Below are 23216 nucleotides of genomic sequence, written 5' to 3'. Positions count from 1 at the left end.
CCCCCCGCCAGGGTCAGAGCCCTTCCGGCAGGAAGGGCTCTGACCCTTACTCCATTTCCTGAGAAGAAGTCGTACTGCATGTCCCGCTGGCGTCCCCCCGCAGAAAAAAGCACCGCCCTGATCACTGCCGCCGGCCACGCCCGCCTGAAGGCCGAGCTGGATGACCTGTGGCGCGTGCGCCGCCCCGAGGTGGTGAAGGCGCTGGCTGCAGCAGCTGCCGAGGGAGACCGCTCGGAGAACGCCGAGTACACCTACCGCAAGAAGCAGCTGGGCGAGATCGACCGCCGCGTGCGTTACTTGACCAAGCGACTGGAATCGCTGCGCGTGGTCGACACCACGCCGACCGATCCGCAGGCGGTGTTCTTCGGTGCGTGGGTGGAGCTGGAGAACGTGGACAGTGGCGAGACCAGCCGCTATCGCATCGTCGGCCCGGACGAGACCGATGCGGGGCTGGGCTGGATCAGCATCGACTCGCCGCTGGCGCGGGCGCTGCTGAAGAAGCGCATCGATGACGAGTTCGCAGTGGAGCTGCCCGGCGGGCAGTTCACGTTCGCGGTGATCGGCGTGGAGTACGCGGCTGTGTAGAGCCGAGCCCACGCTCGGCTGAACGAACCGCAGCCGAGCGTGGGCTCGGCTCTAAAAAATCGGCGTCGGCAGCAGCGGCGACGGGTACTGGCGGCCGACGCGCAGCGGGCGGAAGTAATCCGCATTACCGTAGAAGGCAGCATCCTGCACCTCATGCCAGCCGGGAATGCCCGCCAACGGCAGCGGCCGCAGCTGCAGCGGATCGCCCAGCACCCTGCCCTCATCGATGGCGCGCGCCACCGTGTCGATACAGGCCGCCTCATCGTCGCCCTGCACCACCACGCACTTGCCCACCAGCAGCCGCCCCGGCAACAGCGCCTGCTCCATCAGCGCATGGCCGAATACGGCCACCACGGAAACATCACCACCCTGCCAGCGCGACGGTGCGAACAGCGCACGCCAGTGATGCGCATCCCATGCGGCCAGCACGGAGGGATCGCGCACGCGCACGACCACACCGGTTTCATCGAACTGGGTCAACGCGGCCTGTGCGCGGTTGCGCTGGCCGGGCGCCATCGCCGCGATGTGCCGGCACTGCTGCCGATTGAGCGCACGCTTCAGCGGTAGCAGGCTGGCCCAGACCAGTGCGTTGAACAGGTCGTGCCAGTTATCCGCACGGGTCGCGAGGCGGCCCTGGGCGATGCGGGATTCGTAGTGCAGGCCATCGGCCAGCAGCGCTGCATCCTGCTCGACCAGCTGCAGCCCTGGCAGGGCCAGCCGCGAGTCCAGCGCGGAAACGGTCGGCCAACCCGGCCCTGCCAGCAGATCGGCAAAGCCGCGAACGCCGGCAAACAGCGGGTGCTCGAACACCCGCGCGTCGACCGCCGCACGCAGCGGCGGGATGAAGCGACGAAGGCCGCCTGCGTCGCCGCCGGCGGCCGTTGCTGCGGTCACAGCACCTTGAGGTCGAACGCCGGGCGGGTCGCGCTGGCCAGCGCGTCACCGTACAGGTCGTGCTCGTCGCTCTCGGTGATCTCCACGTCGACGAACTCGCCCACGCGCAGCGGCACCTGATCGGCGTTCTGGATGTGCACCAGGCCGTCGATCTCCGGCGCATCGGCCTTGGAACGGGCCACGGCGATATCGCCTTCGATCGCATCGACCAGGCACTGCTGCACGGTGCCGATCTTGGCTTCCAGGCGCGCGGCGGAAATCTGCGCCTGCTTTTCCATGAAGCGGGCCAGGCGCTCCTGCTTCACTTCTTCCGGCACGGCATCGGGCAGGTCGTTGGCGGTGGCCCCCTCGACCGGCGAATAGGCGAACGCGCCCACGCGGTCCAGCTGTGCTTCATCCAGGAACGACAGCAGCTCTTCGAACTCAGCCTCGGTCTCACCCGGGAAGCCGACGATGAAGGTCGAACGCACGGTGATGTCCGGGGCGATGCGACGCCAGTTCTGCACGCGCTCGAGGGTCTTCTCGACCGCGCCGGGGCGCTTCATCAGCCGCAGGATGCGCGGGCTGGCGTGCTGGAACGGGATGTCCAGGTACGGCAGGATGCGGTTCTCGGCCATCAGCGGCACCACCTCGTCCACGTGCGGGTACGGGTAGACGTAGTGCATGCGCACCCAGGCATCGAGTTCGGACAGGCCTTCGCACAGCGCTTTCAGGCGGGTCTGGTAGGCCTTGTTGCGCCACATCTTCTCGGCGTACTTCACGTCCACGCCGTAGGCCGAGGTGTCCTGCGAAACCACCAGCAGCTCGCGCACGCCACCACGCACCAGCCGCTCGGCTTCGCGCAGCACTTCATCCACGGGGCGCGAGACCAGCTTGCCGCGCATCGACGGGATGATGCAGAAGCTGCACTTGTGGTTGCAGCCCTCGGAAATCTTCAGGTAGGCGTAGTGGCGCGGGGTCAGCTTGATGCCGTAGTCGGGCACCAGGTCCACGAAGGGATCGTGCTTGGGCGGCAGCGCTTCGTGCACCGCTTCCATCACGCTCTGGTAGTCCTGCGGGCCGGACACCGCCAGCACGTTCGGGTACGCCTCGCGGATCTGCTCCGGGCGCTTGCCCAGGCAGCCGGTGACGATGACCTTGCCGTTCTGGTTCATCGCTTCGCCGATGGCGTCCAGCGATTCGGTCACCGCCGAATCGATGAAGCCGCAGGTGTTGACCACCACCACGTCGGCCGAATCGTAGGACGGGACGATGTCATACCCTTCCGAGCGGAGCTGGGTGAGGATGCGCTCGGAATCGACAAGGGCCTTCGGGCAGCCAAGGCTGACGAAGCCGACTTTGGGGTTCAGCTGGGACATGGAACTCGCGGGACTCTGGGGGCCTGGGCCCCTGCCGGCATGGCAGGGGGTCCTGGGGGCCGGGGCCTGAAAGGGCGCCAGTATAGCGGGGTTGGTGGCCGGGCTCTGAACGGCCAGCCGCCTGATCGGGCACAGCCGCTGACACGCCGCTAACCCGGCCAGCGTCGACAATGCAGGCCTGTCCCCTGCAACGAGGTACCCGACGATGTCCGAATGGATCACCCTGGATACGCATCATGGCCCGGTCCGCGCCTGGCAGGTCCTGCCCGAGGGCAAGCCGCGCGCGGCGCTGGTGGTCATACAGGAAATCTTCGGGGTCAACGCGCACATGCGCGGGGTGGCCGAGCGCTTCGCCGCCGAAGGCTACGCCGTGCTGGCACCGTCGTTCTTCGACCTGGTCGATGGCCCGGAATCCGACCCTGATGCCCTGCCCTACAGCCCCGAGGGCGTGAAGGACGGCCTGGAGCGGGTCAACACGCTGGGCATGGAGAAGGCGCTGGAAGTGGTCCGCGCCGCGGCGACGCGCCTGGCCCCCCATGGCAAGGTCGGCACGGTCGGCTACTGCTGGGGCGGCAGCGTGGCCCTGCTGGCGGCGATGCGCCTGGGCCTGCCCTCGGCCAGCTACTACGGCGGCCGCAACGTGCAGTTCCTCGACGAGACGCCCAAGGCCCCGGTGATCTTCCATTTCGGCGCCCAGGACAGGAGCATCCCGCCGGAAGCCGTGCAGGCCCACCGCGAGAAGCTGCCGCAGATGGCCACCTACGTCTATCCGGCCGACCACGCCTTCAACCGGGAGGTCGGACATGCGTATGATCCAGACAGCGCCGCCCTGGCGCTGCAACGCACCCTGGACTTCTTCACGGAGCATCTTGGATGAGCGATTTCGAACTGGATTCACGCCTGGCCACCGACAGCGTCCTGGTAGCAGAAGGCCCGTTGTCGCAAGTGCGGTTGATGAACGACGAACGATTCCCGTGGCTGGTGCTGGTGCCGCGCCTGGCCGGGATCACCGAATGGATCGAACTGGACGGCGAGCAGCAGGACAAGCTGCGCACCGAACTCAACCGCGCCTGCAAGGCCCTGCACGGCACGGACGGGGTGGAAAAGATCAACATCGGCGCGTTGGGCAACATCGTGCGCCAGCTGCATTTCCACGTGATCGGCCGCCACGACGGCGATCCGGCCTGGCCGGGCCCGGTCTGGGGCAGTGGGCCGGCGCACCGCTACGAGCCAGCGGCACTCGACCAGCATGTCGCCTACTGGAAGGAACGGCTAGGATATCCGGCCCATCCCTGAGCCTTAGACGACCCGATGCGCTTCAATCTCGTCGCCGCCATCCTGCTGATCCTGATCGGCTTGTTCATGCTCGCCAGCAACCTGGGCTGGACGCACCTGAACCTGTCCAAGCTGTTCCTGACCTGGTGGCCGGTCGGTCTGGTCGGCGTCGGCATCGCGATGCTGTTCGGACGCGGAAAATAAACAAAGGCGGCGCAAGCGCCGCCTTTGTCCATGTGAAGCCGAGCATGGCCCGGCTCTACAACAACTCAGGTACGCGGCAGGGTCACGCCGGTCTGGCCCTGGTACTTGCCGCCGCGGTCCTTGTACGAGGTCTCGCAGACGTCGTCGGCCGCCGCCTGGAAGAACAGCATCTGGGCCACGCCTTCGTTGGCGTAGATGCGCGCCGGCAGCGGCGTGGTGTTGCTGAACTCCAGGGTCACGTGCCCTTCCCACTCCGGTTCCAGTGGGGTCACGTTGACGATGATGCCGCAGCGGGCATAGGTGCTCTTGCCCAGGCACACCACCAGGGTGTCGCGCGGGATGCGGAAGTACTCCACCGTGCGCGCGAGCGCGAAGCTGTTGGGCGGGATGATGCACTCATCACCGACGATGTCCACGAAACTGCCCGGGTCGAAGTGCTTGGGGTCGACGATCGTGGAGTTGATGTTGGTGAACACCTTGAACTCGCGCGAGCAGCGCACGTCGTAACCATAGCTGGAGGTGCCGTAGCTGACGATGCGCTCACCGTTGGCGTGCTTCACCTGCCCGGCCTCGAACGGCTCGATCATGCCGTGCTGCTCGGACATACGGCGGATCCAACGGTCACTCTTGATGCTCATGCTTTGTCCTGGGTACGAGGGGGCGCGTGGATTCTAGCAGGGGGCCGGGCACGCACGCCGCCACCCCGCAGGCCTGGCCTTACAGCAGCGAGGACAGGATCTGGATCGACGCCCGCGGGCGCTTGCCCACCTCCGCCACCAGGCGCTCGGCGGCGCGACGGTAGGCCTGGGCGGCGGTCGAATCGGGCTGGGCGACCGTGATCGGGCTGCCGGCGTCACCCTGTTCGCGGATGTCGATCTGCAGCGGCAGCGAGCCCAGCAGCGGCACGCCGTACTGGGCGGCCATGCGCTCGCCACCGCCCTCGCCGAACAGGTGCTCGACGTGGCCACAGTTGCTGCAGGTGTGCACGGCCATGTTCTCGACGATGCCCAGCACCGGCACCTCCACCTTCTCGAACATCTTCAGCGCCTTCTTCGCATCCAGCGTGGCGATGTCCTGCGGGGTGGTGACGATGACCGCCCCGGCCAGCGGAATCTTCTGCACCAGGGTCAGCTGGATGTCACCGGTGCCCGGCGGCAGATCGATCAGCAGGTAGTCCAGATCGTCCCAGAGGGTGTCCTCGAACAGCTGGGTCAGCGCTGCGGTCGCCCGCGGCGCACGCATGATCAGCGGCGTCTCGTCTTCCACCAGGTAGCCGATGGACATGGTGTCCACGCCGAACGCGCGCATCGGCTCGATGCTCTTGTTGTCCGGGCTTTCCGGGCGACCGGACAGGCCGAGCATGGCCGGCACGCTGGGGCCGTAGATATCCGCATCCAGCACACCCACGCGCGCACCGAGCTGCTGCAGCGCGACGGCCAGGTTCACCGAGGTGGTGGACTTGCCTACGCCTCCCTTGCCCGATCCCACCGCGATCACGTTGCGGATGCGCGCATGGGGCGACAGGCCCTTCTGTACCTGGCTGGCGTGGGGACGACGGGCGGGGCTGTTCACTTCGGACTCCGGGAGCGGTTCGTGGGGCGGGCAACCTCCCATCATACAAGTTCAGCCCGTTTGGCCCCTGGATCGCCGCACCCGGGCGAGGAGCGAAACCTGAACGCAGCCTGCACGAAGTAAATGAAAGCTGCGAAAGCAGCGAGCGCGCGGACGCCTGCCCATCGCATTTAGTTGAAACACCCAAGCCAATTTTCTTTCACTTGTTATTTTCAGGTCTGGATTTCATTACGCTCAAATGAAATCAAACCGCCAGATTCGGCAAATAAATACGCATCCATTTGATTTTTCAGGCTAAAACCTGCACCAACAACAAATTCTTTACAGGCACGCGCCATCAACGTTAATGCTGTGTTACGTTCGCCCCGGCAGCCCTGAAACTGAAGGCTGATTGAACGCCCCGGGAAGGGGCCACCTGCTTCCACTTAATGGATGGGATACCGCAATGATCCGTCGTCGCCACAATGTCGTCCGTCACCCGCTGTCCCTCGCACTGCTCGGCGCCCTGGTCGCCACCAGCCTCCCGGCCTTCGCCCAGGACAGCAAGGAAACCACCGACCTCGGTCGCGTGACCGTCACCGGCTCGCTCATTCCGCAGACGCAGGTGGAGAACCACACTCCGGTCCTGACCGTCACCGCCGAGGACATCCAGACCCGCGGCTTCACCAGCATTGCCGAAGTACTGCAGCAGTCCTCGCTGACCACCGGCGGCCTGCAGGGCGGCCAGTCCTCGGCCGCCTTCACCCAGGGCGCCGAAGCGGCCGGCATGTTCGGCCTCGACCCCGGTTACACCAAGTACCTCATCAACGGCCGCCCGATGCTGCAGTACCCGGCGCTGTACAACGGCAGCGACGCGTTCAACAACATCAGCGGCATCCCGATCGACATCGTCGAGCGCATCGAGATCCTGCCTGGCGGCCAATCGTCGCTGTATGGTTCCGATGCCATTGCCGGCGTGGTCAACATCATCCTGAAAGAGCGCATGGATGGCGGCACGATCAACATCCGCGGCGGCGCCTACACCGAAGGCGGCGGCAACAACCTTCGCGTGAGCGTGGCCAAGGGCTTCAACAGCGCCGATGACCGTTTCAATGCACTGGTCAACGTGCAGTACGAAAAGTCCAGCCCGATCTGGGGCTACCAGCGCGATCTGACCAAGGTGAACAATCCCGTCGGCTACTCGCCGCAGGTACCGTCCAACGACTTCCTGGTCTACCTGCCTGACGAAAACAATGCCTTCACCATGATGGACCCGACCCGCTGTGCCAGCGTGGCCGGCCAGTTCGGCGGCACCACCGAACTGGGCACCCGCGCGGCCGGTGAATCGTGCGGCTCCAAGTATGGCGCCGGCTACCGCACCATCAAGAACGGCAAGGAAAGCAGCCAGTTCTACACTTCGCTCAGCTTCCAGGTGAACGAGAACTTCGAACTGTTTGCCGATGCGCTGTACAGCCTGGAAGAGGTCAACTACGTGACCGGCGCCGGCTACACCTTCTGGAGTACCGGCCCGGGCTTCGGCTACATCTACGACCAGGACACCGACCAGTACATGAGCCTGCAGCGCGTGTTCTCCCCGGAGGACATCGGCGGCCAGGGCTACCGTGACATCATGGAAACCAACCGCAACAAGGCCTACCAGGTCACCCTGGGCGGCCGCGGTACGTTCGGCACCAACTGGGATTACACCGCCAGCTTCAGCCGTGGCGAGTACAAGCTGACCGAACGCGGCTTCGCCCGCTGGGCCGAGCCGATCGACAGCTGGTTTGAAGAGAACGTGTTCGGCCCGGTGCTGGGCCAGACCGATGATGGCTTCAACATCTACAGCCCGAACTGGGGTGCGTTCTATTCGCAGCTGCCGGCCGGTGCATTCCAGAGCTTCACCGGCTACACCTACAACCAGAGCCGCACCTGGCAGAACCTGGGCCGCGTGCAGCTGACCAACAGCGGGCTGTTCTCCCTGCCAGGTGGCGACGCCGGCCTGGGCATCGTGGTCGAAGGTGGCAGCGAAGGCTGGGACTACAGTCCGGATCAGCGCCTGCTCGATGGCGATGTCTGGGGTACCACCTCGGTGGCCGGTTCGGGCCACCGCAGCAACTATGCGGTGACCGGTGAGCTTCGCCTGCCGCTGCTGGACTCGCTCACCGTCACCGGCTCGGGCCGCTACGACGCTTTCAAGATCGCCGACAACACGGTCGACAAATCGACCTACAGCATCGGCGTGGAGTTCCGCCCGATTGAAAGCCTGCTGTTCCGCGGCAAGTACGGCACCGCCTTCCGTGCACCGTCGCTGCCGGATGCCTTCCAGGGCGAGAGCGGCTTCTACACCGCAGCCACCGACTACTACCGCTGCGCCCAGCTCGGCTTCGAGCCCGCCGACACCGTGGGCTGCCCGTATGCAGGCCAGTCCACCTTCGGCGTGCAGTCGGGCAATCCGGAACTTGAACCGATCACCGCCGATGTGTGGAATGCCGGCGTTGTCTGGGCGCCGATGTCCAACCTGTCCTTCTCGGTGGACTACTACAGCTGGAAGATCGAGAACGAGGTGGACACCCTCAGTTCCGACCAGCTGCTGCGCGCGGAGTACTACTGCCGCAACAACCTGGACAACAGCACCAACGCCACCTGCCAGAACGTGGCGGACTGGGTCACCCGCGATGCCTCGGGCAACCTGGAACAGATCTACACGCCCAAGCTCAACGTGGCGCGGCAGAACCTCAACGCCGTGACGGCAAGCTTCAAGTACGTGCAGGACATCGGCCGCTTCGGCTCGCTGCAGTTCGCCAGCAACTACACCAACATCCTCAAGCGCGAAGTGCAGCCGCAGGCGGGTGACGAGTACCTGGACCTGCTGCGCAACCCGTATGCGATGTGGGACTACCAGGCCTTTGCCAAGGTGCGCGCCGATGGTTCGGTTGGCTGGGCCAAGAACCAGTGGACCACAACCCTGTACTACAACTACATCGGCCGCACGCCCAATTACATGGCCTACCTCGGCGAGGGCTATGACTATGTGCACTCGTCCGGCTACAAGGCCGGCAAGTGGGGCTCCTACACCACCTACAACCTGAGCGTGAGCTACCGCGCGATGGACAACCTGACCCTGTCGCTGATGGTCAACAACGTGTTCAACAAGAACCCGTCCAGCCAGCGCCACAGCTTCGGCGGCAACATCGACGCGCCGTACAACGACTACCTCTACAACCCGTACGGCCGGGCGATCTACGCCCAGATGCAGTACGACTTCGGCAGCCGGTAAGCCGCTCCAATTCCGGGAATGACTGGCTCTGGCCCCGCTTCGGCGGGGCCTTTTTTTTGGGGCGTGCAGACCGGACAGCGGGCGGCGCGCCCTCACAACATGAACTGCCCGCTTAACAGAAAGCGTACAAAGCGCATCTGAATGCGCCGGAGCCAACCCGCTCTGCAGCAAATCCTTTCATTTGAAATCAACAGTTTGGATCAAAAACCCATCCAAATCAGCACTTTGCCTACTCTGGCTTCATGACGGGAGCATGAACAGTTGACACGACAAGTTAAGGTCGTGTTAACGTCGACCCATCGGCTTGTGAAGCCGGCGTTAGAACGGGGCCACCGCCCTACAGGGACGACAGGTGCAACTGCCTGTCGAGGTTTGATACATCAGGGGACTTACCACATGAATATCCGCAAGGCGCTCAGCCGCCACCCGCTGAGCTTTGCGCTCACTACCGCACTGCTGGCCACCAGCGTCGTGCCGGCATTTGCACAGGAAGCCGGCAATGAGGTCGGCGGCAAGGACGCCGTGAACCTGGATCGCGTCTCTGTGGTGGGCTCGCGCATCAAGCGCGCCGACGTCGAAGGCCCGGCGCCGGTTACCGTCATCACCCGCGCCGACATCGACCGCGAAGGCTTCCAGTCGGTCGGCGACATGCTGCAGAGCCTGACCCAGCAGGGCATGTCCAACTTCACCGGTGACCTGGCCACCAGCGGCTTCACCCCCAACGCTCAGGTCGTGAACCTGCGCGGCATGGGCCCGGGCTATACGCTGACCCTGATCAACGGTCGCCGCCCGGCGCAGTACCCGCAGCCGTACAACCGCGACAACAACGTCGTGAACGTCAAGGCCATCCCGACCTCCATCGTCGAGCGCGTGGAAGTGCTGACCGGTGGTGCCTCGGCCATCTACGGCTCAGACGCCGTGGCCGGCGTGGTGAACATCATCACCCGCAAGAACTACGACGGCAACCAGGTCCGCGTGACGGCCGGCACCACCGAAGCCGGCGGCGGCGACAGCGTCAACTTCGAATATACCGGCGGCACCACCGGCGACCGCTGGAGCGCACTGTACTCCTTCCAGTACAACGAGAACGAACCGGTGTTCGGCTCCCAGCGCGACTACATGGCCGACACCCGCAACAACATCATCGGCCTGGCGGTGAACCCGCAGCTGTCGATTGCGGCCATCAGCGGCCAGGGCCTCAACGGCCACACCCGCAACCACAATGTCATCTACGACCAGGAAATGTGTGACGCGCTGGACTACAGCACGGTCACCACGGCCGCGCGTGGCACGTACTGCGGTTCCTACACCCAGAACGCCAGCCGCTCGATCTGGAACAAGAACCGCAATTACGCCGGCTACGTCTCCGGTACGTTCGACGTCAGCGACACCACCCAGCTGTACGGCAGCGTCAACTACTACACCACCGACGCCAAGTCGGCCTCGGGCACCGAGTACTGGAGCACCTCCGGCGACCGCTTCACCTCCTCGCGCACCGGCACCGCCACCACCTACTACTACGACCGGGATCTGCGTGACCTGATCCTGCTGCAGCGCTACTTCATGCCTTCCGAGCTGGGCGGCAATGAAGCGGCCAGCACGCTGTACAACGAGAAGACCTACGATGTGGCCTTCGGTGCAACCGGCACGATCGCCGACCGCTTCGACTGGGACGCCAGCGTCTCCTACGGCAAGTACACCTATGAAGCCGACCGCCCGCGCCTGCTCGCCAAGGCCGTGCATGACTACTTCCTGGGCCCACTGCTGGGCTACAACGGCAGCTACCCGATCTATGCGCTGAACCAGGACCGCTGGAACACGCCGATCACCCCGGAACAGTACCGCTCGTTCTCCACCCGCGTGAAGAACACCGCCGAATCCACCTCGGGCACGGCCAATTTCACCTTGACCGGTGACCTGTTCGAACTGCCGGCCGGCCCCCTGGGCTTTGCGGCAGTGCTGGAAGCCACCCGCCAGACCACGGACCTGGAAAGCGACTACCGCACCGACCAGACCCGTCCGCTGGATGAGAACACCATCTACAACCTGACCAGCTCCGGCCGTACCGATGGTTCGCGTGACCGTTACGCGGTGGGCGCCGAGTTCCGCGTGCCGATCTTCAAGAGCCTGTCGGCCAACATCGCAGGCCGCTGGGACAAGTACGACGACATCACCGCTGTTGACGACGCCAAGACTGTCAACGTCGGCCTGGAATGGCGTCCGTTCAGCAACCTGCTGCTGCGCGGTTCCTATGCCACCAGCTTCCGTGCCCCGGACATGCAGATGGTGTACGCCGAAGGCGCCGCCAGCTACTCGACCGTGCTTGACGAGTACGCCTGCCGTTCCGGCCAGGGTCTGGGCCAGGCAGCCGGTACGCCGGGCCGTACCTACAGCCAGTGCGGCCTGAGTGGCGACATCACCCAGTACTCGACCCAGTCGCTGGTCGCCGGCAATCCGCTGCTGAAGGAAGAGGAAGGCAAGTCCTGGGGCGCAGGTTTTGTCTGGGACATCATGGACCAGATGTCGCTGTCGGTGGACTACTACAAGATCCGCCTGGAAGACAAGGCACGCCAGCTGAGCTCGACCTACCTGCTGCAGAACGAAGCCGACTGCCGCCTGGGCGTGCAGCGTGATGGCTCGCCGGCCCGCAACGCACCGGACTCGTCCTTCTGCCAGAACATCCTCTCGCTGATCACGCGTCTGGATGCGCCGGGCACTGCACAGGACCAGGCCATCCAGCGCCTGAACACCGCCTACATCAACGCCTCGCTGCAGGAAGTGAGCGGCATCGACGCCAACTTCCGCTACAAGCTCAACACCGACCGCCTGGGCACCTTCGGCCTGGACGTTGGCTACAGCCTGCGCCTGACCGACAAGTCCAAGCAGTTCGCCGATGACGAGCTGATCGACTACCGCGACGAGTGGGACTACGAGCCGCGCAGCCGCGTCCGTGGCACCCTGACCTGGGAGCGTGACGACTGGTCGGCCGCGCTGTTCGGCAGCCGCCTGGGCGAGAACATGAACTGGGATGAGACGGGCCGACTGAAGCCGTACATCACCTACAACCTGAGCGTGGCCAAGAAGTTCGGCCCGAACGTGAAGGCTGAGTTCACCGTCGTCAACCTGACCGACAACCAGTACCGTCGCGACGTCACCTACACCACCTATCCGTACTTCTACAACTACATCGGTGCCGATCCGCTGGGTCGTCGTTACTACGTGAGCCTGTCCTATCGCTTCTGATAGCGCCGGCAGATGAAATGGAGAGCCCGGCCTGCCGGGCTCTCTTTTTTTGCGATGCACACAGCAAGGGAGTAACTGAAATGGAAAAGTTCAAAGCAGGCCTGCTGATCGCGGCGCTGGCCGCTGCGCCGCTGGGCGCGCAGGCGGCCCCGGCGTACTCGGTCGAGGATTTCGTCAAGCATCCCAGCTATGGCGCTGTGAAGATTTCGCCCGACGGGCAGTACCTGGCCGTCACCATGGACCATGGTGACCAGGATGTGCTGGCGATCCTGCGTACCAGCGACCTGAAGGTACTCAAGATCAACCAGCTGCCCGAGAAGAAGAGCATCGGCAGCTTCGAGTGGATCTCGCCGCAGCGTGTACTGTTCAACGCGGTCAAGAAGATGGGCGGGTACGCGCAGCCCTTCATGACCGGTGAGTGGTTTGCCGTCAACGCTGACGGCTCGCAGGCCGTGCCGGTCATCTTCTACGGCACCCGGGACGTCACCCAGCGCAGCAAGACGGTGGGTGCCGAAAGCTTCAGTCTGCTCGACACGCTGAAGGACGATGATCGCAACGTGATCATGCAGTCGCGTCATGCGCGTTCGTCCGAAGGCAGCGGCACCGAAGTGGTCCAGGTCGATACCATCAGCGGGCGCCGTACTGTATTGGCCAAGGCGCCCAAGGAGAACTGCTCGATCGCGCTGGACAAGGAGAAATCGCCACGTTTCGCCGTCTGTTCGTCCAGCCGCAATGAAGAGGGCGAATATGACGAACGTACCGAGCTGTACCGTCGCGATGGCCGCGACTGGACCCTGGTCAACGCCTCCAAGACCGATGGCAAGCACCTGTGGGTCGAGCGCGCCACCGCCGACGGCACTGTGTATGTAACCCAGAGCGATGACAAGGCGCCCGGCGCGGTGGGCACGCTGGACACCGCCACCGGCACGTTCACCTCGCTGTTCCAGGATCCGGTTGCCGAAGTCTCCGATTACATCTGGTCCACCGATGACAACCGTCTGCTGGGGGTGGTTACCGAAGCCGGCGCCCCCAAGGTGACCCTGGTCGACGAGAACCACCCCGACGCCGAACTGTATGGCTCGCTGGCGGCATCGTTCCCGGGCGAACTGGTGGACTTTTCCAGCCACACCGCCGACGGCAGCAAGATCATCGTCTCGGTCTACAGCGACAGCAATCCGGGCGAACTCTACCTGTATGACCGGAGCACTGGCAAAGCACGCTTCCTGATGCAGCGCGCGCCGCAACTGGACAAGGCACGCATGGCCTCGGTCAAGCCGTTCAGCTTCACCTCCCGTGACGGCAGGACCATCCATGCCTTCCTCACCCTGCCCCATGGGAGTGACGGCAAGAACCTGCCACTGATCGTCAACCCGCATGGTGGCCCGATCGGCCCCCGTGACAACTGGCGCTTCTCCGGTGAAACCCAGTTGTTCGCCAGCCGTGGCTACGCGGTGCTGCAGGTGAACTACCGCGGCTCGGGCGGCTACGGCAAGGCGTTCCAGGATGCCGGCCACAAGCAATGGGCCGATGGCATCCAGAACGACATCATCGATGCCACCCAGTGGACCATCAACCACGGCTACGCCAACAAGGACCGCATCTGCATCTATGGCGGCAGCTTTGGCGGCTATTCCTCGCTGATGGCTCCGATCCGTGCACCGGGCCTGTTCAAGTGCACCTTCGGTTACGTCGGCGTCTACGACATCGACATGATGTTCAAGAAGGGCGACATCCCTGAACGTGAGTCGGGCCAGCGCTTCCTGCGCCGTACCCACGGCACCGATACAGCCGATTGGGCGCGCACCTCGCCCGCGCGCCGCGCATCGGAAGTGAAGATCCCGGTGTACCTGGCCGCAGGCGCGCGTGACGTGCGCACGCCGCCGGAACAGACCGAGCTGATGAACAAGGCGCTGATCGCCGCCGGCAACAAGCCCGAAGGCATGATCATCGAGCCCGGCGAAATGCACGGCTTCTATGGCGTGCCGGCGCGGGTGAAGCTGTACACCACGATGCTGGACTTCTTCGGGCGCCACATCGGCTCATCCGCAGCCCCCGGAGCCAAGGCGGCCGACTGAGCCGTACCCGGCCTCCCTGGATCAGGGGGCCGGGAACTTCAGGCACCTCCTGGCGCACCATGAAGGTGTGCCAGCGCGTACCACTCGAACCGGTGCGCAGGTGCCATCGTTCAATCATGGAGAGATACCGATGTACTGCAGGCTCATTCTCACAGCCCTGCTGCCTTTCGCGCTGCAAGCCCCACTCGCACTGGCTGCAGAACCTTCACCGGCCAGCGCGCCGGATCCTACCGATGACCAGCTGATGATCACCGCCGGCTTCCTCAGCGGCCACCCCGACCTGCGCTTCCGCCTGCTGGGCATCGAGAAGCGTGACGCCGGGAAGATGGAACAGGCGTTCGGCTTCTTCCAGCGCGCCGGCTTCTATGCCGACAAACCCTCGCAGGCCATGGTGGCTGAGATGCTCTGGAACGGCACCGGCACCCCGGTGGACCGGGCACTTGCCTATGCGTGGATGGACCTGGCCGCAGAGCGGGGCTATGAAGGGTTTCTCGACCTGCGTGAGCGTTACTGGTCGGCATTGACGCCTGCAGAACGCGAGCGTGCCCTGCAGGAAGGTCCGGCCATCTACGCACGCTTTGGCGATGCCGCCGCGCGACCGCGCATCGACACCGCGCTGCGCCGCGAACGCCGCCAGGCCACCGGCAGCCGTACCGGCATGTCCGGCAACCTGCGCATCATGGTGCCGGGGCCGGCCGGCCCGATGGTGATCGATGGCAGCAAGTTCTACGACGATCGCTACTGGGATCCTGTCCAGTACCAGGCCTGGCAGGATTCGGTCTGGGCCAAACCCAAGGTGGCCCGGGTGGATGTGGGTGAAGCGACACAGATCAAGGAGGAAACCGAGCGCAGGACCCGCATCGATGCAGGCAGACCGCAGGTGGATGCGCCCGAACCGAAGACCGCCGACGAACAGCCCCGTCTGGACAGCGGCAAACCGTGATGCGGCCGCTGCCGGCCCTGCGCCGGCAGCGTTCTTTGCGCAGCGCGTGGGGTGACCTGCCCGAATCTGGCAGTTGCAGCGTGCCCCGGCCGAAACGGCCCCCGCCCTTGCCATCAGCCATGACCTTCGACACCCTTGCAGGGCGGGCCAGCGGCGTATCGTTCGGCCCACGGCCGCCTGTGCGGCCCTTCCCTGACTCACTCGGCCTGGAGGCCATACAAGTGACCCGTACTCCCAAGATCGTGCTGCTGACCCTGGCCGTTTCGGCCGCGCTGGTCGGCTGCGGCAAGACCGATACCCCGGCCAAGGACGCCACCGCCTCCACGCCGGCCGCCACCGACCAGGCCACCAGCTACAAGCTCGACGAATCCAAGCTGCCGGCCTACAACGCCTTCCAGGCCAGTGACCTGGACAGCAACCTGGACGCCTGCGGCGCCTTCGGCGATTACGTCAACGGCAAGTGGCTGGCCGCCAACGAGATCCCGGGCGACCGCACCAGCTGGGGCGCTTTCACCATCCTCGACGAACGTTCGGTGAACGTGCAGCACCAGCTCGCCGAGCAGGTCGCCCAGGTCAAGAACCCGAACCACATCGAGAAGATCGTCGGTGACCTGTGGGCCACCGGCATGGACGAAGCCAAGATCAACGCCCAGGGCATCGAGCCGCTGAAGGCCGATCTGACCGCCATCGACGGTCTGCAGGACAAGGCGGCCATCGCCGACTACCTGCGCAGCAGCGCCGCCAAGGGTGAGAACGTGCTGTTCAGCTTCGGCGCCGAAGCCGACTTCAAGAACTCGGCGGTGAACATGGCCTACGCCAGCCAGGGCGGCCTGGGCCTGCCGGACACCACCTACTACACCGATGCCAAGAACGCCGACAAGCTGAAGGCCTACCAGGCGCACGTCGCCAAGGTGCTGGAGCTGTCCGGCGTGGCCGCTGCCGACGCCGCCAAGCAGGCTGAAGAAGTGGTCAAGTTCGAAACCCGCCTGGCCAAGGCATCGAAGTCGCGCGTGGACCTGTCGCGCAACGTCGAGCTGTTCTACAACCCGGTCACCCTGGCCGACGCCGACAAGCTGACCCCGAACTTCAGCTGGACCGAGTTCTTCAAGTCGCAGGGCGTGGCCGCACCGGAGAAGTTCTCGCTGGCCATGCCGGCCTTCCATGAGGAAGTGAGCAAGGCTCTGGCTGACACCGATCCGTCGGTCTGGCGCGCCTACCTGCGCTTCCACACCGTTGACGGCGCCTCGCCGTACCTGAGCGATGCCTTCGTCGATGAGAACTACGCGTTCTACGGCAAGACCCTCAACGGCCAGAAGGAACAGAAGCCGCGCTGGAAGCGCGTGCTGGGCACCATCGAGAACGATGCCGGTGAGGCCTTCGGCCAGCTGTACGTGAAGGTCGCCTTCTCGCCGGAAGCCAAGGCGAAGATGGAAGAACTGGTGAAGAACCTGGCCGCCTCGCTGAAGGAGCGCATCCAGGGCCTGAGCTGGATGAGCGATGAGACCAAGGCCAAGGCCATCGCCAAGTGGGAAACCTTCACCCCGAAGATCGGTTACCCGGACAAGTGGCGTGACTGGGCCGGCCTGCAGACCCAGCGCGACAGCTACCTGGGCAACGTGCGCGCCGCCAACGAGTTCAACTACAAGTTCAACCTGTCCAAGGTTGGCCAGCCGGTGGACAAGACCGAGTGGGGCATGACCCCGCAGACCGTCAACGCCTACTACAACCCGCTGCAGAACGAGATCGTGTTCCCGGCCGCCATCCTGCAGCCGCCGTTCTTCGATCCCAAGGCCGACGACGCCCTGAACTACGGCGGCATCGGCGCGGTGATCGGCCACGAAATGACCCACGGTTACGACGACCAGGGCGCACGCTTCGGGCCGACCGGCAACCTGGAAGACTGGTGGACCCCGGCTGACAAGAAGAACTTCGAAGGCCTGACCGGCAAGCTGGTCAAGCAGTTCGACCAGTACAAGGTCGATGGCCAGGCCGTGAACGGCCACCTGACCCTGGGCGAGAACATCGCCGACCTGGGTGGCCTGGCCACCGCCTACGACGCCCTGCAGAAGGCCACCGCCGGCAAGGAAGATCCGAAGGTCGACGGCTTCACCCGCGACCAGCGCTTCTTCTTCAACTGGGCCACCGTGTGGCGCACCAAGTACACCGCAGAAAACGCCAAGGTCCGCCTGGCCACCGACCCGCATGCCCCGGCGCAGTTCCGTGCCATGGGTGCGCCGTCGAACCTGCCGACCTTTGCCGCCGCGTTCCAGTGCAAGGCCGGCTCGCCGATGGCCCGCACCGGCGACCAGCAGGTGGTGATCTGGTAAGCCGCGGCTGACGCCAAGGTAGACCTTCGAAGGCCCGGGATTTCCCGGGCCTTTGTTTTTCCATGCACACTGTCCGGTAGCGCCGGGCCATGCCCGGCGCAGACGGCGTGACGCATGCATCCCGTGCCCATGCACGGCTTGCTATAGTTCGCCCGCCCTCAATCCATCACGGATTCGTTCTACATGCCCAATTTCCGTCCGCTTGCCGTCGCCCTGGGTATCAGCCTGGCGACCCTGGTCCCGACCCACGATGCGTTCGCCGCCAAGAAGAAGGCCGTGCGTGCCCCGGCCGTCAGCGCCCAGTGCAGCGATTTCTATGACGCCACCAATGCGGGCTGGCTGAAGGCCAACCCGGTGCCGCAGTCCGGCGCCGCCACCGCGCTGGGCCAGCTGGTCGACCGCAGCCGCCAGCAGCAGCGTGAACTGCTGGACGCTTCGATGAAGGCGCCGCAGGACAACGTGCAGAAGCTGCTGGGCGACTTCTGGGCCAGCGGCCTGGACGAAGCAGCGGTGGAAGCCGATGGCTCCAACCCGATCGCCCCGCTGCTGACCCGCATCAATGCGATCAAGAAGGCCAAGGACGTCCCAGCCTCGATCGCCGCGCTGCACCAGGTCGGCATCCCGGTGGCCTTCAACTTCGGCCCGGACGTGGACCTGAAGGCGCTGGACCGCCACATCGGCTACTTCATGCAGGGCGGCATGGGCCTGCCCGACCCGGCGTTCTACACCCGTACCGACGCCGACACCGTGGCCCTGATGGGCCGCTACCGCAACTACGTCAAGCAGATCCTGGCCCTCACCGGCACCCCGGCGGCCAAGCTGGATGCCGAGTCGCAGTCGGTGATCGAACTGGAAACCGAACTGGCGCGCAACGCGCAGTCGCTGGCCGGCATCAACAACCCGTTCAACAACTACGCGCCGATCTCGACCAAGGATCTCAACAGCCGCTACCGCAACCTGCAGCTGGATGCCTTCCTGAAGGCACAGGGCGTGAACGACGACCTGGTCTCGCTGGCCGACCCGGGCCTGTTCAAGCAGCTCGATACGATGGTCACCAAGCTCAAGCCGGACCAGTGGAAGGCCTACCTGCGCTGGCGCGTGGGCGATTCAATGGCACCGTACCTGTCCAAGGCCTACCGCGACGCCGAGTTCGAGTTCCGTGGCCGCGTCCTGCGTGGTGAGACCCTGCCCGCGCAGCGCTGGGAAAACGTGCTGGACGCCATCAACGTGGCCGCCGGCCCGATGGTCGGCCGCGAGTACGCCGCCCGCTACCTGTCCGCCGAAGATCGCCGCCAGGCGGCGTGGATCGTCGACAAGGTGCGCGAAGTGCAGATCGAGGCGGTCAAGAACAGCAGCTGGATGAGCGCCGAGGCCAAGGCCGAAGCACAGGCCAAGCTGGCCGCACTGAAGATCGAGATCGGCACCCCGCTGCGCGACCTGGACTACAGCGTGCAGCCGATGGGCCGTGGCTCGTTCGGCGGCAACATGCTGATCGCTTCGACCTGGCGCCACCGCGAGGAAATGAAGCGCATCGGCAAGGGCAACGCCGACCGCCGCTGGGACGTGCTGCCGCAGCAGCCGTCGCTGGCCTACGACCTGGCGCAGAACCGCCTGATCGTCACCGCCGCCATCCTGCAGGGCCCGGTGTTCAACGCCAAGGCCGATGCCGCCGACAAGTTCGGCAGCTTCGGGGGCCTGGTCGGCCACGAGCTGAACCGCGCCATCGATGCCAAGGGCGCCCTGGTCGATGCCAAGGGCGAACTGCGCAGCTGGTGGACCCCGGCCGACAAGACCGCCTGGACCCTGCTGGGCAGCCGCGTGGCCGCGCAGTATGGTGCCTACGAGTTCCCGGGCGTGAAGGGTGCCAAGGTCAACGGCACGCTCACCCAGGAAGAGAACCTGGCCGACATTGCCGGCCTGGAACTGGCCTGGGCGGCCTACACCGCGCAGGAACCGAAGGCCAAGCCGGCGCAGCAGCAGGGCTTCTTCCGCGCCTGGGCGGGCCTGTGGCCGCAGCAGCTGTCGCCGAACGAAGCGGCACGCCGCCTGACCGCCGACATCCGTGCACCGGGTCGCTGGCGCACCAACGGCCCGCTGTCGAACCTGCCGGCCTTTGGCGCCACCTTCAGCTGCAAGGCCGGCCAGCCGATGCAGCGTGCTGACGGTGAGCAGATCAAGGTCTGGCGCTGAGCCCAGCAGTGATGTGGTAACGACAGAGGCGCCTCCGGGCGCCTTTTTCGTGGGCGACGCCTGCAAAAAAAAGACCCCGGCAGATGCCGGGGTCAAATGTCAGTCTGAAAGAGAGCGCTGCTTACATCAGAAGTCGTAGGACGCGGTCAGGCGAACCGAGCGCGGCGCCGTGTAGTAGGTGCCGATGCCATAGGTGTTGGAGATCGTGTGCTGACCGGATTCATACGACGGATCGGACTGCACCTGACGGCGCTGGTTGAGCACGTTGAACACATCCAGGCCAAACGCCAGCTTGTGGTCGGCAAAGGTCGGGCGATACATCACGCCCAGATCGAAGCGGTAGGTCCACGGCTGGCGGCCGGCATCACCCGGACGCGACGGCTGGCCGTTGCAGTAGTGGTACGACGACTCGTAGCCGATCGGATCGCTGCCGTCCGCGCCGTAGTAGCCCAGGCAGCTCTTGGGCATGCCCGACGAGATGAGCATCGTGGCCGAGGCCGTCCACTCATCATTGAACTGGTAGGCGCCGTAGCCCTTCAGCTGGTGGCGACGATCGTTGGCGAGGTAGCCACCGGCGTACTCCATCAGGTAGTAGGAGTCCCAGTCCTGGGTCTTGGACACGTCGTCCTGGCCGATGTCCGACTTGACCTGGCCCTCGGTGTTGCCGAAGTTGCGCGACCAGGTGTAGTCCAGGCGGCCGTACCACTTGTTGCTCAGCGGGTGCTCGATGAACAGATCGACGGCGACGTAGCTGCGCTTGGCCTTGTTGCCGTTGTAGCCCCAGTCCGACGAACTCATCTGCACCGGGGTGTAGCCCGAACCATCGCTGTGCTTGACCATGAAGGTGTTGGTCTTGCCCGGGTTGAAGATCACGCAGCCCGGCACTTCCATGCCGCTTGAATCGATACCCATCGACTCGAGCTTGGCGTAGATCTGGTCGGAATCGCAGGTGTCATCGATGGCCGCCTGCAGGCGACGGTAGGTGAACTTGGCACCGGAGTTCCAGGACGAACCCAGGGTCTTTTCAAAGCCCAGGATGAACTCGTCCTGGTACTGCGACTTCAGGTCGGTCGGTGCAACCGACAGCGGGTCAGGCGCAACGCCGTATTCGTTGTTGGTCGACACCGGGCCCGGGCCCAGCGCGGTCAGGTCGGTCGGGTTGCCATTGGCATCGATGCCACCGTAGGTGAAGTATTCACGGGTATAGGTCGATGCGGACGCGCCACGGATGGCCACGCTGTTGGGCAGCGCCAGGTAGTAGCGACCCAGGTTGGCGAACACCTTCATCGACGAATCACCGAAGACATCCCAGCTGGCGCCCAGGCGCGGCGCCCACTGGTCACCGCTCTCGACATAGGCGATGGCCGAGCTGTTGTAGTTGGTGAACTTGTCATTGCGCAGGCCCAGGGTCAGCAGCCAGTTCGGGCTGACCTGCCAGCGGTCTTCCAGGTAGTAGGCCTTCTGCTCCACCGACATGCTGGTGGTGGTGGAGAAGATGTACTTCTGCACGTAGTAGCCATCACCGCCCGGCGCGGCGATATCGAAGGCCGGTGCCGGCGACGAACCCGGTGCGATGCGCGAATAGATCCAGGCATAGCCCGGGCCGGTCATGGCCTGGCCTTCGTTGTTGCCCTGGTAGGTCATGTTGTCGATACCGGCAGTCAGTTCGTGGCTGCCGATGCGGTACTGCAGGTCCACGCGAAGGCCGCGGGTCTTGCTGCCAGCGTCGGGCGCCTTGGTATACAGCGCGGTCTGGTCGTTGCGGATCGGCGTGCCGCCAGTGATCGACGGATCCTGGTTGGTCGGGCCGCTGATGTAGGCGCTGGCCGAATCGAGCGGATTGAACTCCAGGTTGCTTTCCTTGCTGCGGCCCCACACCGCGCTCAGGGTCAGGTCATCGGTCAGGTAGCCGGTGTACTTGAAGACGTCGAACTCATCCTTGAGCTTGGTCGTGTTGGCGAAGGTACCGTTGCGCTCGCCCTCGCTCATCGTCTCGTAGTCGAAGTCACGGTAGTAGGCGCCGTAGCGGTCCGTGTTCTCGACGCGGGTGTACTCCAGCGTGTTGTTGTCGTTGATGTTCCAGTCGATCTTGCCGTAGAACTTCGGCGTGTCGTAGGTGTAGTGGCTGCGGACCTGCTGCGCGGCTTCACCAGCGCTGGTGGACACGCCCTCGCTGCGATCCTTCTCGGCGGCGAGGTGGATGAACAGACGGTCCTCGATCAGCGGGCCGCTGACGTAGCCGCTGTAGGAGGTACGGGTCGACTTGTCGCCCTTGCGCGAGCGGTACAGGGAGCCGGCCACGGTGCCGGTATCATCCTCGAGCTCGAACCCCGGCGGCGCGGTGTGATTGGGGTAGTAGATGTCGCGCGGCGATTCGGCCAGCGAGTCCGGCGACCAGGTGGTCTGGAAGCCGAACTTCCACTCATTGGTGCCGCGCTTGCCGAGCTGGTTGATCACGCCACCGGTGGAGCGGCCGTAGCCCGCCCCGTAGCCACCCATGAAGGTTTCCTGCTGGTCGATCGAACCGTACGGCAGGCTGACACCACCCATTGCGCTGAGCGGATTTGTGGCGTTGAAACCATTGAGGTAGTACGCGTTCTCGGTGACGCTGGAGCCACCGAACGACAGCACCGAACGCGAACCATTGGAGAACTCGCCGCTGCCGGCGACCACGCCCGGGGCGAGCAGCGCGATCGCTTCGGCGCTGCGGCCCAGCGGCAGCACGTCCAGCTGTTCGGAAGTGATGACCGACTTGGAGACCGTGTTGGTCACGTCGATCTTCGGGATGTTGGCTGCAATGACGTTCACTGCATCCAAGTTGGTCGCGCCGCCGGTGGCGGACTGGCCGAAGGAGATCTCCGTGCCGACGCCGACCTTCAGCAGGACGTTCTCACGCGTTTCAACGACCTGCCCATTCTGCTCGAGGCTGATGGAGTACTTGCCCACCGGCAGCGAACCGAGGGTGTAGCGGCCGTTTGCATCGACGGTGGCGCTTCGCTTGAGGCCCGAATCGCTCTGCACAACCACCGTGGCGCCAGCGGCGGCCGGGGCGTTGCCGTACAGGGAACCGGTTGTGCTCTGCGCTGCGGCGGCGCCGATGAAGGAGGTCAGGACAGCGGCCAGTGCCGTGCGCTTCAGCCGGATGGCCGTCTTGCTGTAGGTCATGAAATTTCCTTGATTCGTGGAAAGACACACTCGCGTTTCAGACTCGCCGCATCAAAATTTCAGTTTCAATACAGCTGAATAGAATATTAATTTCATAAAAGATTAACTTGCAATGCTTGATACAAAAAT

The 23216-nt window shown here is 64.7% G+C and carries 16 protein-coding genes; 10 read left to right on the top strand and 6 right to left on the bottom strand.

The features are described from left to right. Positions 1–78: 78 nt before the first annotated feature. Positions 79–585, top strand: a complete 507-nt coding sequence (gene greB, locus VER16_RS09320; protein ID WP_324807446.1) for a transcription elongation factor GreB — start codon at positions 79–81, stop codon at positions 583–585. A gap of 51 nt (positions 586–636) precedes the next feature. On the opposite strand, the gene VER16_RS09315 is transcribed toward greB, so the two are convergent. Together VER16_RS09315 and rimO are read right to left on the bottom strand one after the other, a co-directional pair. Beyond that, complete coding sequence (locus VER16_RS09315) at positions 637–1479, bottom strand: DUF3025 domain-containing protein (RefSeq protein WP_324807444.1); 843 nt, start codon at positions 1477–1479, stop codon at positions 637–639. Then, positions 1476–2837: a 30S ribosomal protein S12 methylthiotransferase RimO gene (gene rimO / locus VER16_RS09310; protein WP_324807442.1), complete on the bottom strand. Its 1362-nt coding sequence runs from the start codon at positions 2835–2837 to the stop codon at positions 1476–1478. The genes VER16_RS09315 and rimO overlap by 4 nt, the downstream gene beginning before the upstream one ends. A 205-nt stretch (positions 2838–3042) precedes the next feature. Between rimO and VER16_RS09305 the strand changes: the two genes are divergently transcribed. Genes VER16_RS09305 through VER16_RS09295 form a run of 3 tightly spaced genes read left to right on the top strand, consistent with a single transcriptional unit; the run spans position 3043 to position 4316 of the window. Then, positions 3043–3714, top strand: a complete 672-nt coding sequence (locus VER16_RS09305; RefSeq protein ID WP_324807440.1) for a dienelactone hydrolase family protein — start codon at positions 3043–3045, stop codon at positions 3712–3714. Further along, positions 3711–4133 (top strand): HIT domain-containing protein, encoded by a 423-nt coding sequence (locus tag VER16_RS09300; RefSeq protein WP_108765801.1) that lies wholly within the window; start codon positions 3711–3713, stop codon positions 4131–4133. The genes VER16_RS09305 and VER16_RS09300 overlap by 4 nt, the downstream gene beginning before the upstream one ends. Before the next feature lie 15 nt (positions 4134–4148). Next, a complete protein-coding gene (locus tag VER16_RS09295; RefSeq protein WP_165835665.1) occupies positions 4149–4316 on the top strand; it encodes a LiaI-LiaF-like domain-containing protein in 168 nt (55 codons plus the stop codon). Positions 4317–4381: 65 nt separating this feature from the next. On the opposite strand, the gene dcd is transcribed toward VER16_RS09295, so the two are convergent. The 3 genes from dcd to VER16_RS09280 form a co-directional block, all read right to left on the bottom strand. Beyond that, positions 4382–4954, bottom strand: coding sequence for a dCTP deaminase (gene dcd / locus VER16_RS09290; RefSeq protein WP_079222647.1), 573 nt, complete (start codon positions 4952–4954; stop codon positions 4382–4384). A 79-nt stretch (positions 4955–5033) separates the two neighbouring features. Further along, positions 5034–5930 carry an iron-sulfur cluster carrier protein ApbC gene (gene apbC / locus VER16_RS09285; RefSeq protein ID WP_414716040.1) on the bottom strand — a complete coding sequence of 299 codons (897 nt, stop codon included), beginning with the start codon at positions 5928–5930 and terminating at the stop codon, positions 5034–5036. 170 nt (positions 5931–6100) lie between these two features. Continuing rightward, entirely contained in the window at positions 6101–6313 is a 213-nt protein-coding gene (locus VER16_RS09280; RefSeq protein WP_324807433.1) for a hypothetical protein, read from the bottom strand. A gap of 20 nt (positions 6314–6333) precedes the next feature. Between VER16_RS09280 and VER16_RS09275 the strand changes: the two genes are divergently transcribed. From VER16_RS09275 to VER16_RS09250, 6 genes are all read left to right on the top strand, one after another. Next, entirely contained in the window at positions 6334–9144 is a 2811-nt protein-coding gene (locus VER16_RS09275; protein ID WP_324807431.1) for a TonB-dependent receptor plug domain-containing protein, read from the top strand. A 396-nt stretch (positions 9145–9540) separates the two neighbouring features. Further along, on the top strand, positions 9541–12387 hold the full coding sequence (locus VER16_RS09270) for a TonB-dependent receptor domain-containing protein (RefSeq protein ID WP_324807429.1): 2847 nt from the start codon (positions 9541–9543) through the stop codon (positions 12385–12387). Positions 12388–12467: 80 nt separating this feature from the next. Beyond that, positions 12468–14462 carry a S9 family peptidase gene (locus VER16_RS09265; RefSeq protein ID WP_324807427.1) on the top strand — a complete coding sequence of 665 codons (1995 nt, stop codon included), beginning with the start codon at positions 12468–12470 and terminating at the stop codon, positions 14460–14462. 244 nt (positions 14463–14706) lie between these two features. Beyond that, the gene (locus VER16_RS09260; RefSeq protein WP_324807425.1) at positions 14707–15405 is read left to right on the top strand and encodes a hypothetical protein; all 699 of its coding nucleotides are present in this window, start codon (positions 14707–14709) and stop codon (positions 15403–15405) included. A 221-nt stretch (positions 15406–15626) separates the two neighbouring features. Beyond that, on the top strand, positions 15627–17732 hold the full coding sequence (locus tag VER16_RS09255) for a M13 family metallopeptidase (RefSeq protein WP_324807423.1): 2106 nt from the start codon (positions 15627–15629) through the stop codon (positions 17730–17732). A 183-nt stretch (positions 17733–17915) separates the two neighbouring features. Beyond that, on the top strand, positions 17916–19922 hold the full coding sequence (locus tag VER16_RS09250) for a M13 family metallopeptidase (RefSeq protein WP_324807421.1): 2007 nt from the start codon (positions 17916–17918) through the stop codon (positions 19920–19922). Between the two features lie 126 nt (positions 19923–20048). Here VER16_RS09250 and VER16_RS09245 read toward each other — a convergent pair whose 3' ends face one another. Then, positions 20049–23087, bottom strand: coding sequence for a TonB-dependent receptor (locus tag VER16_RS09245; RefSeq protein WP_324807420.1), 3039 nt, complete (start codon positions 23085–23087; stop codon positions 20049–20051). Positions 23088–23216: the final 129 nt, after the last annotated feature.

Origin of the sequence: Stenotrophomonas sp. (assembly GCF_035634915.1) — a bacterium.
Classification (GTDB): Bacteria; Pseudomonadota; Gammaproteobacteria; order Xanthomonadales; family Xanthomonadaceae; genus Stenotrophomonas.
This window is presented reverse-complemented; position numbering and strand designations above follow the sequence as displayed.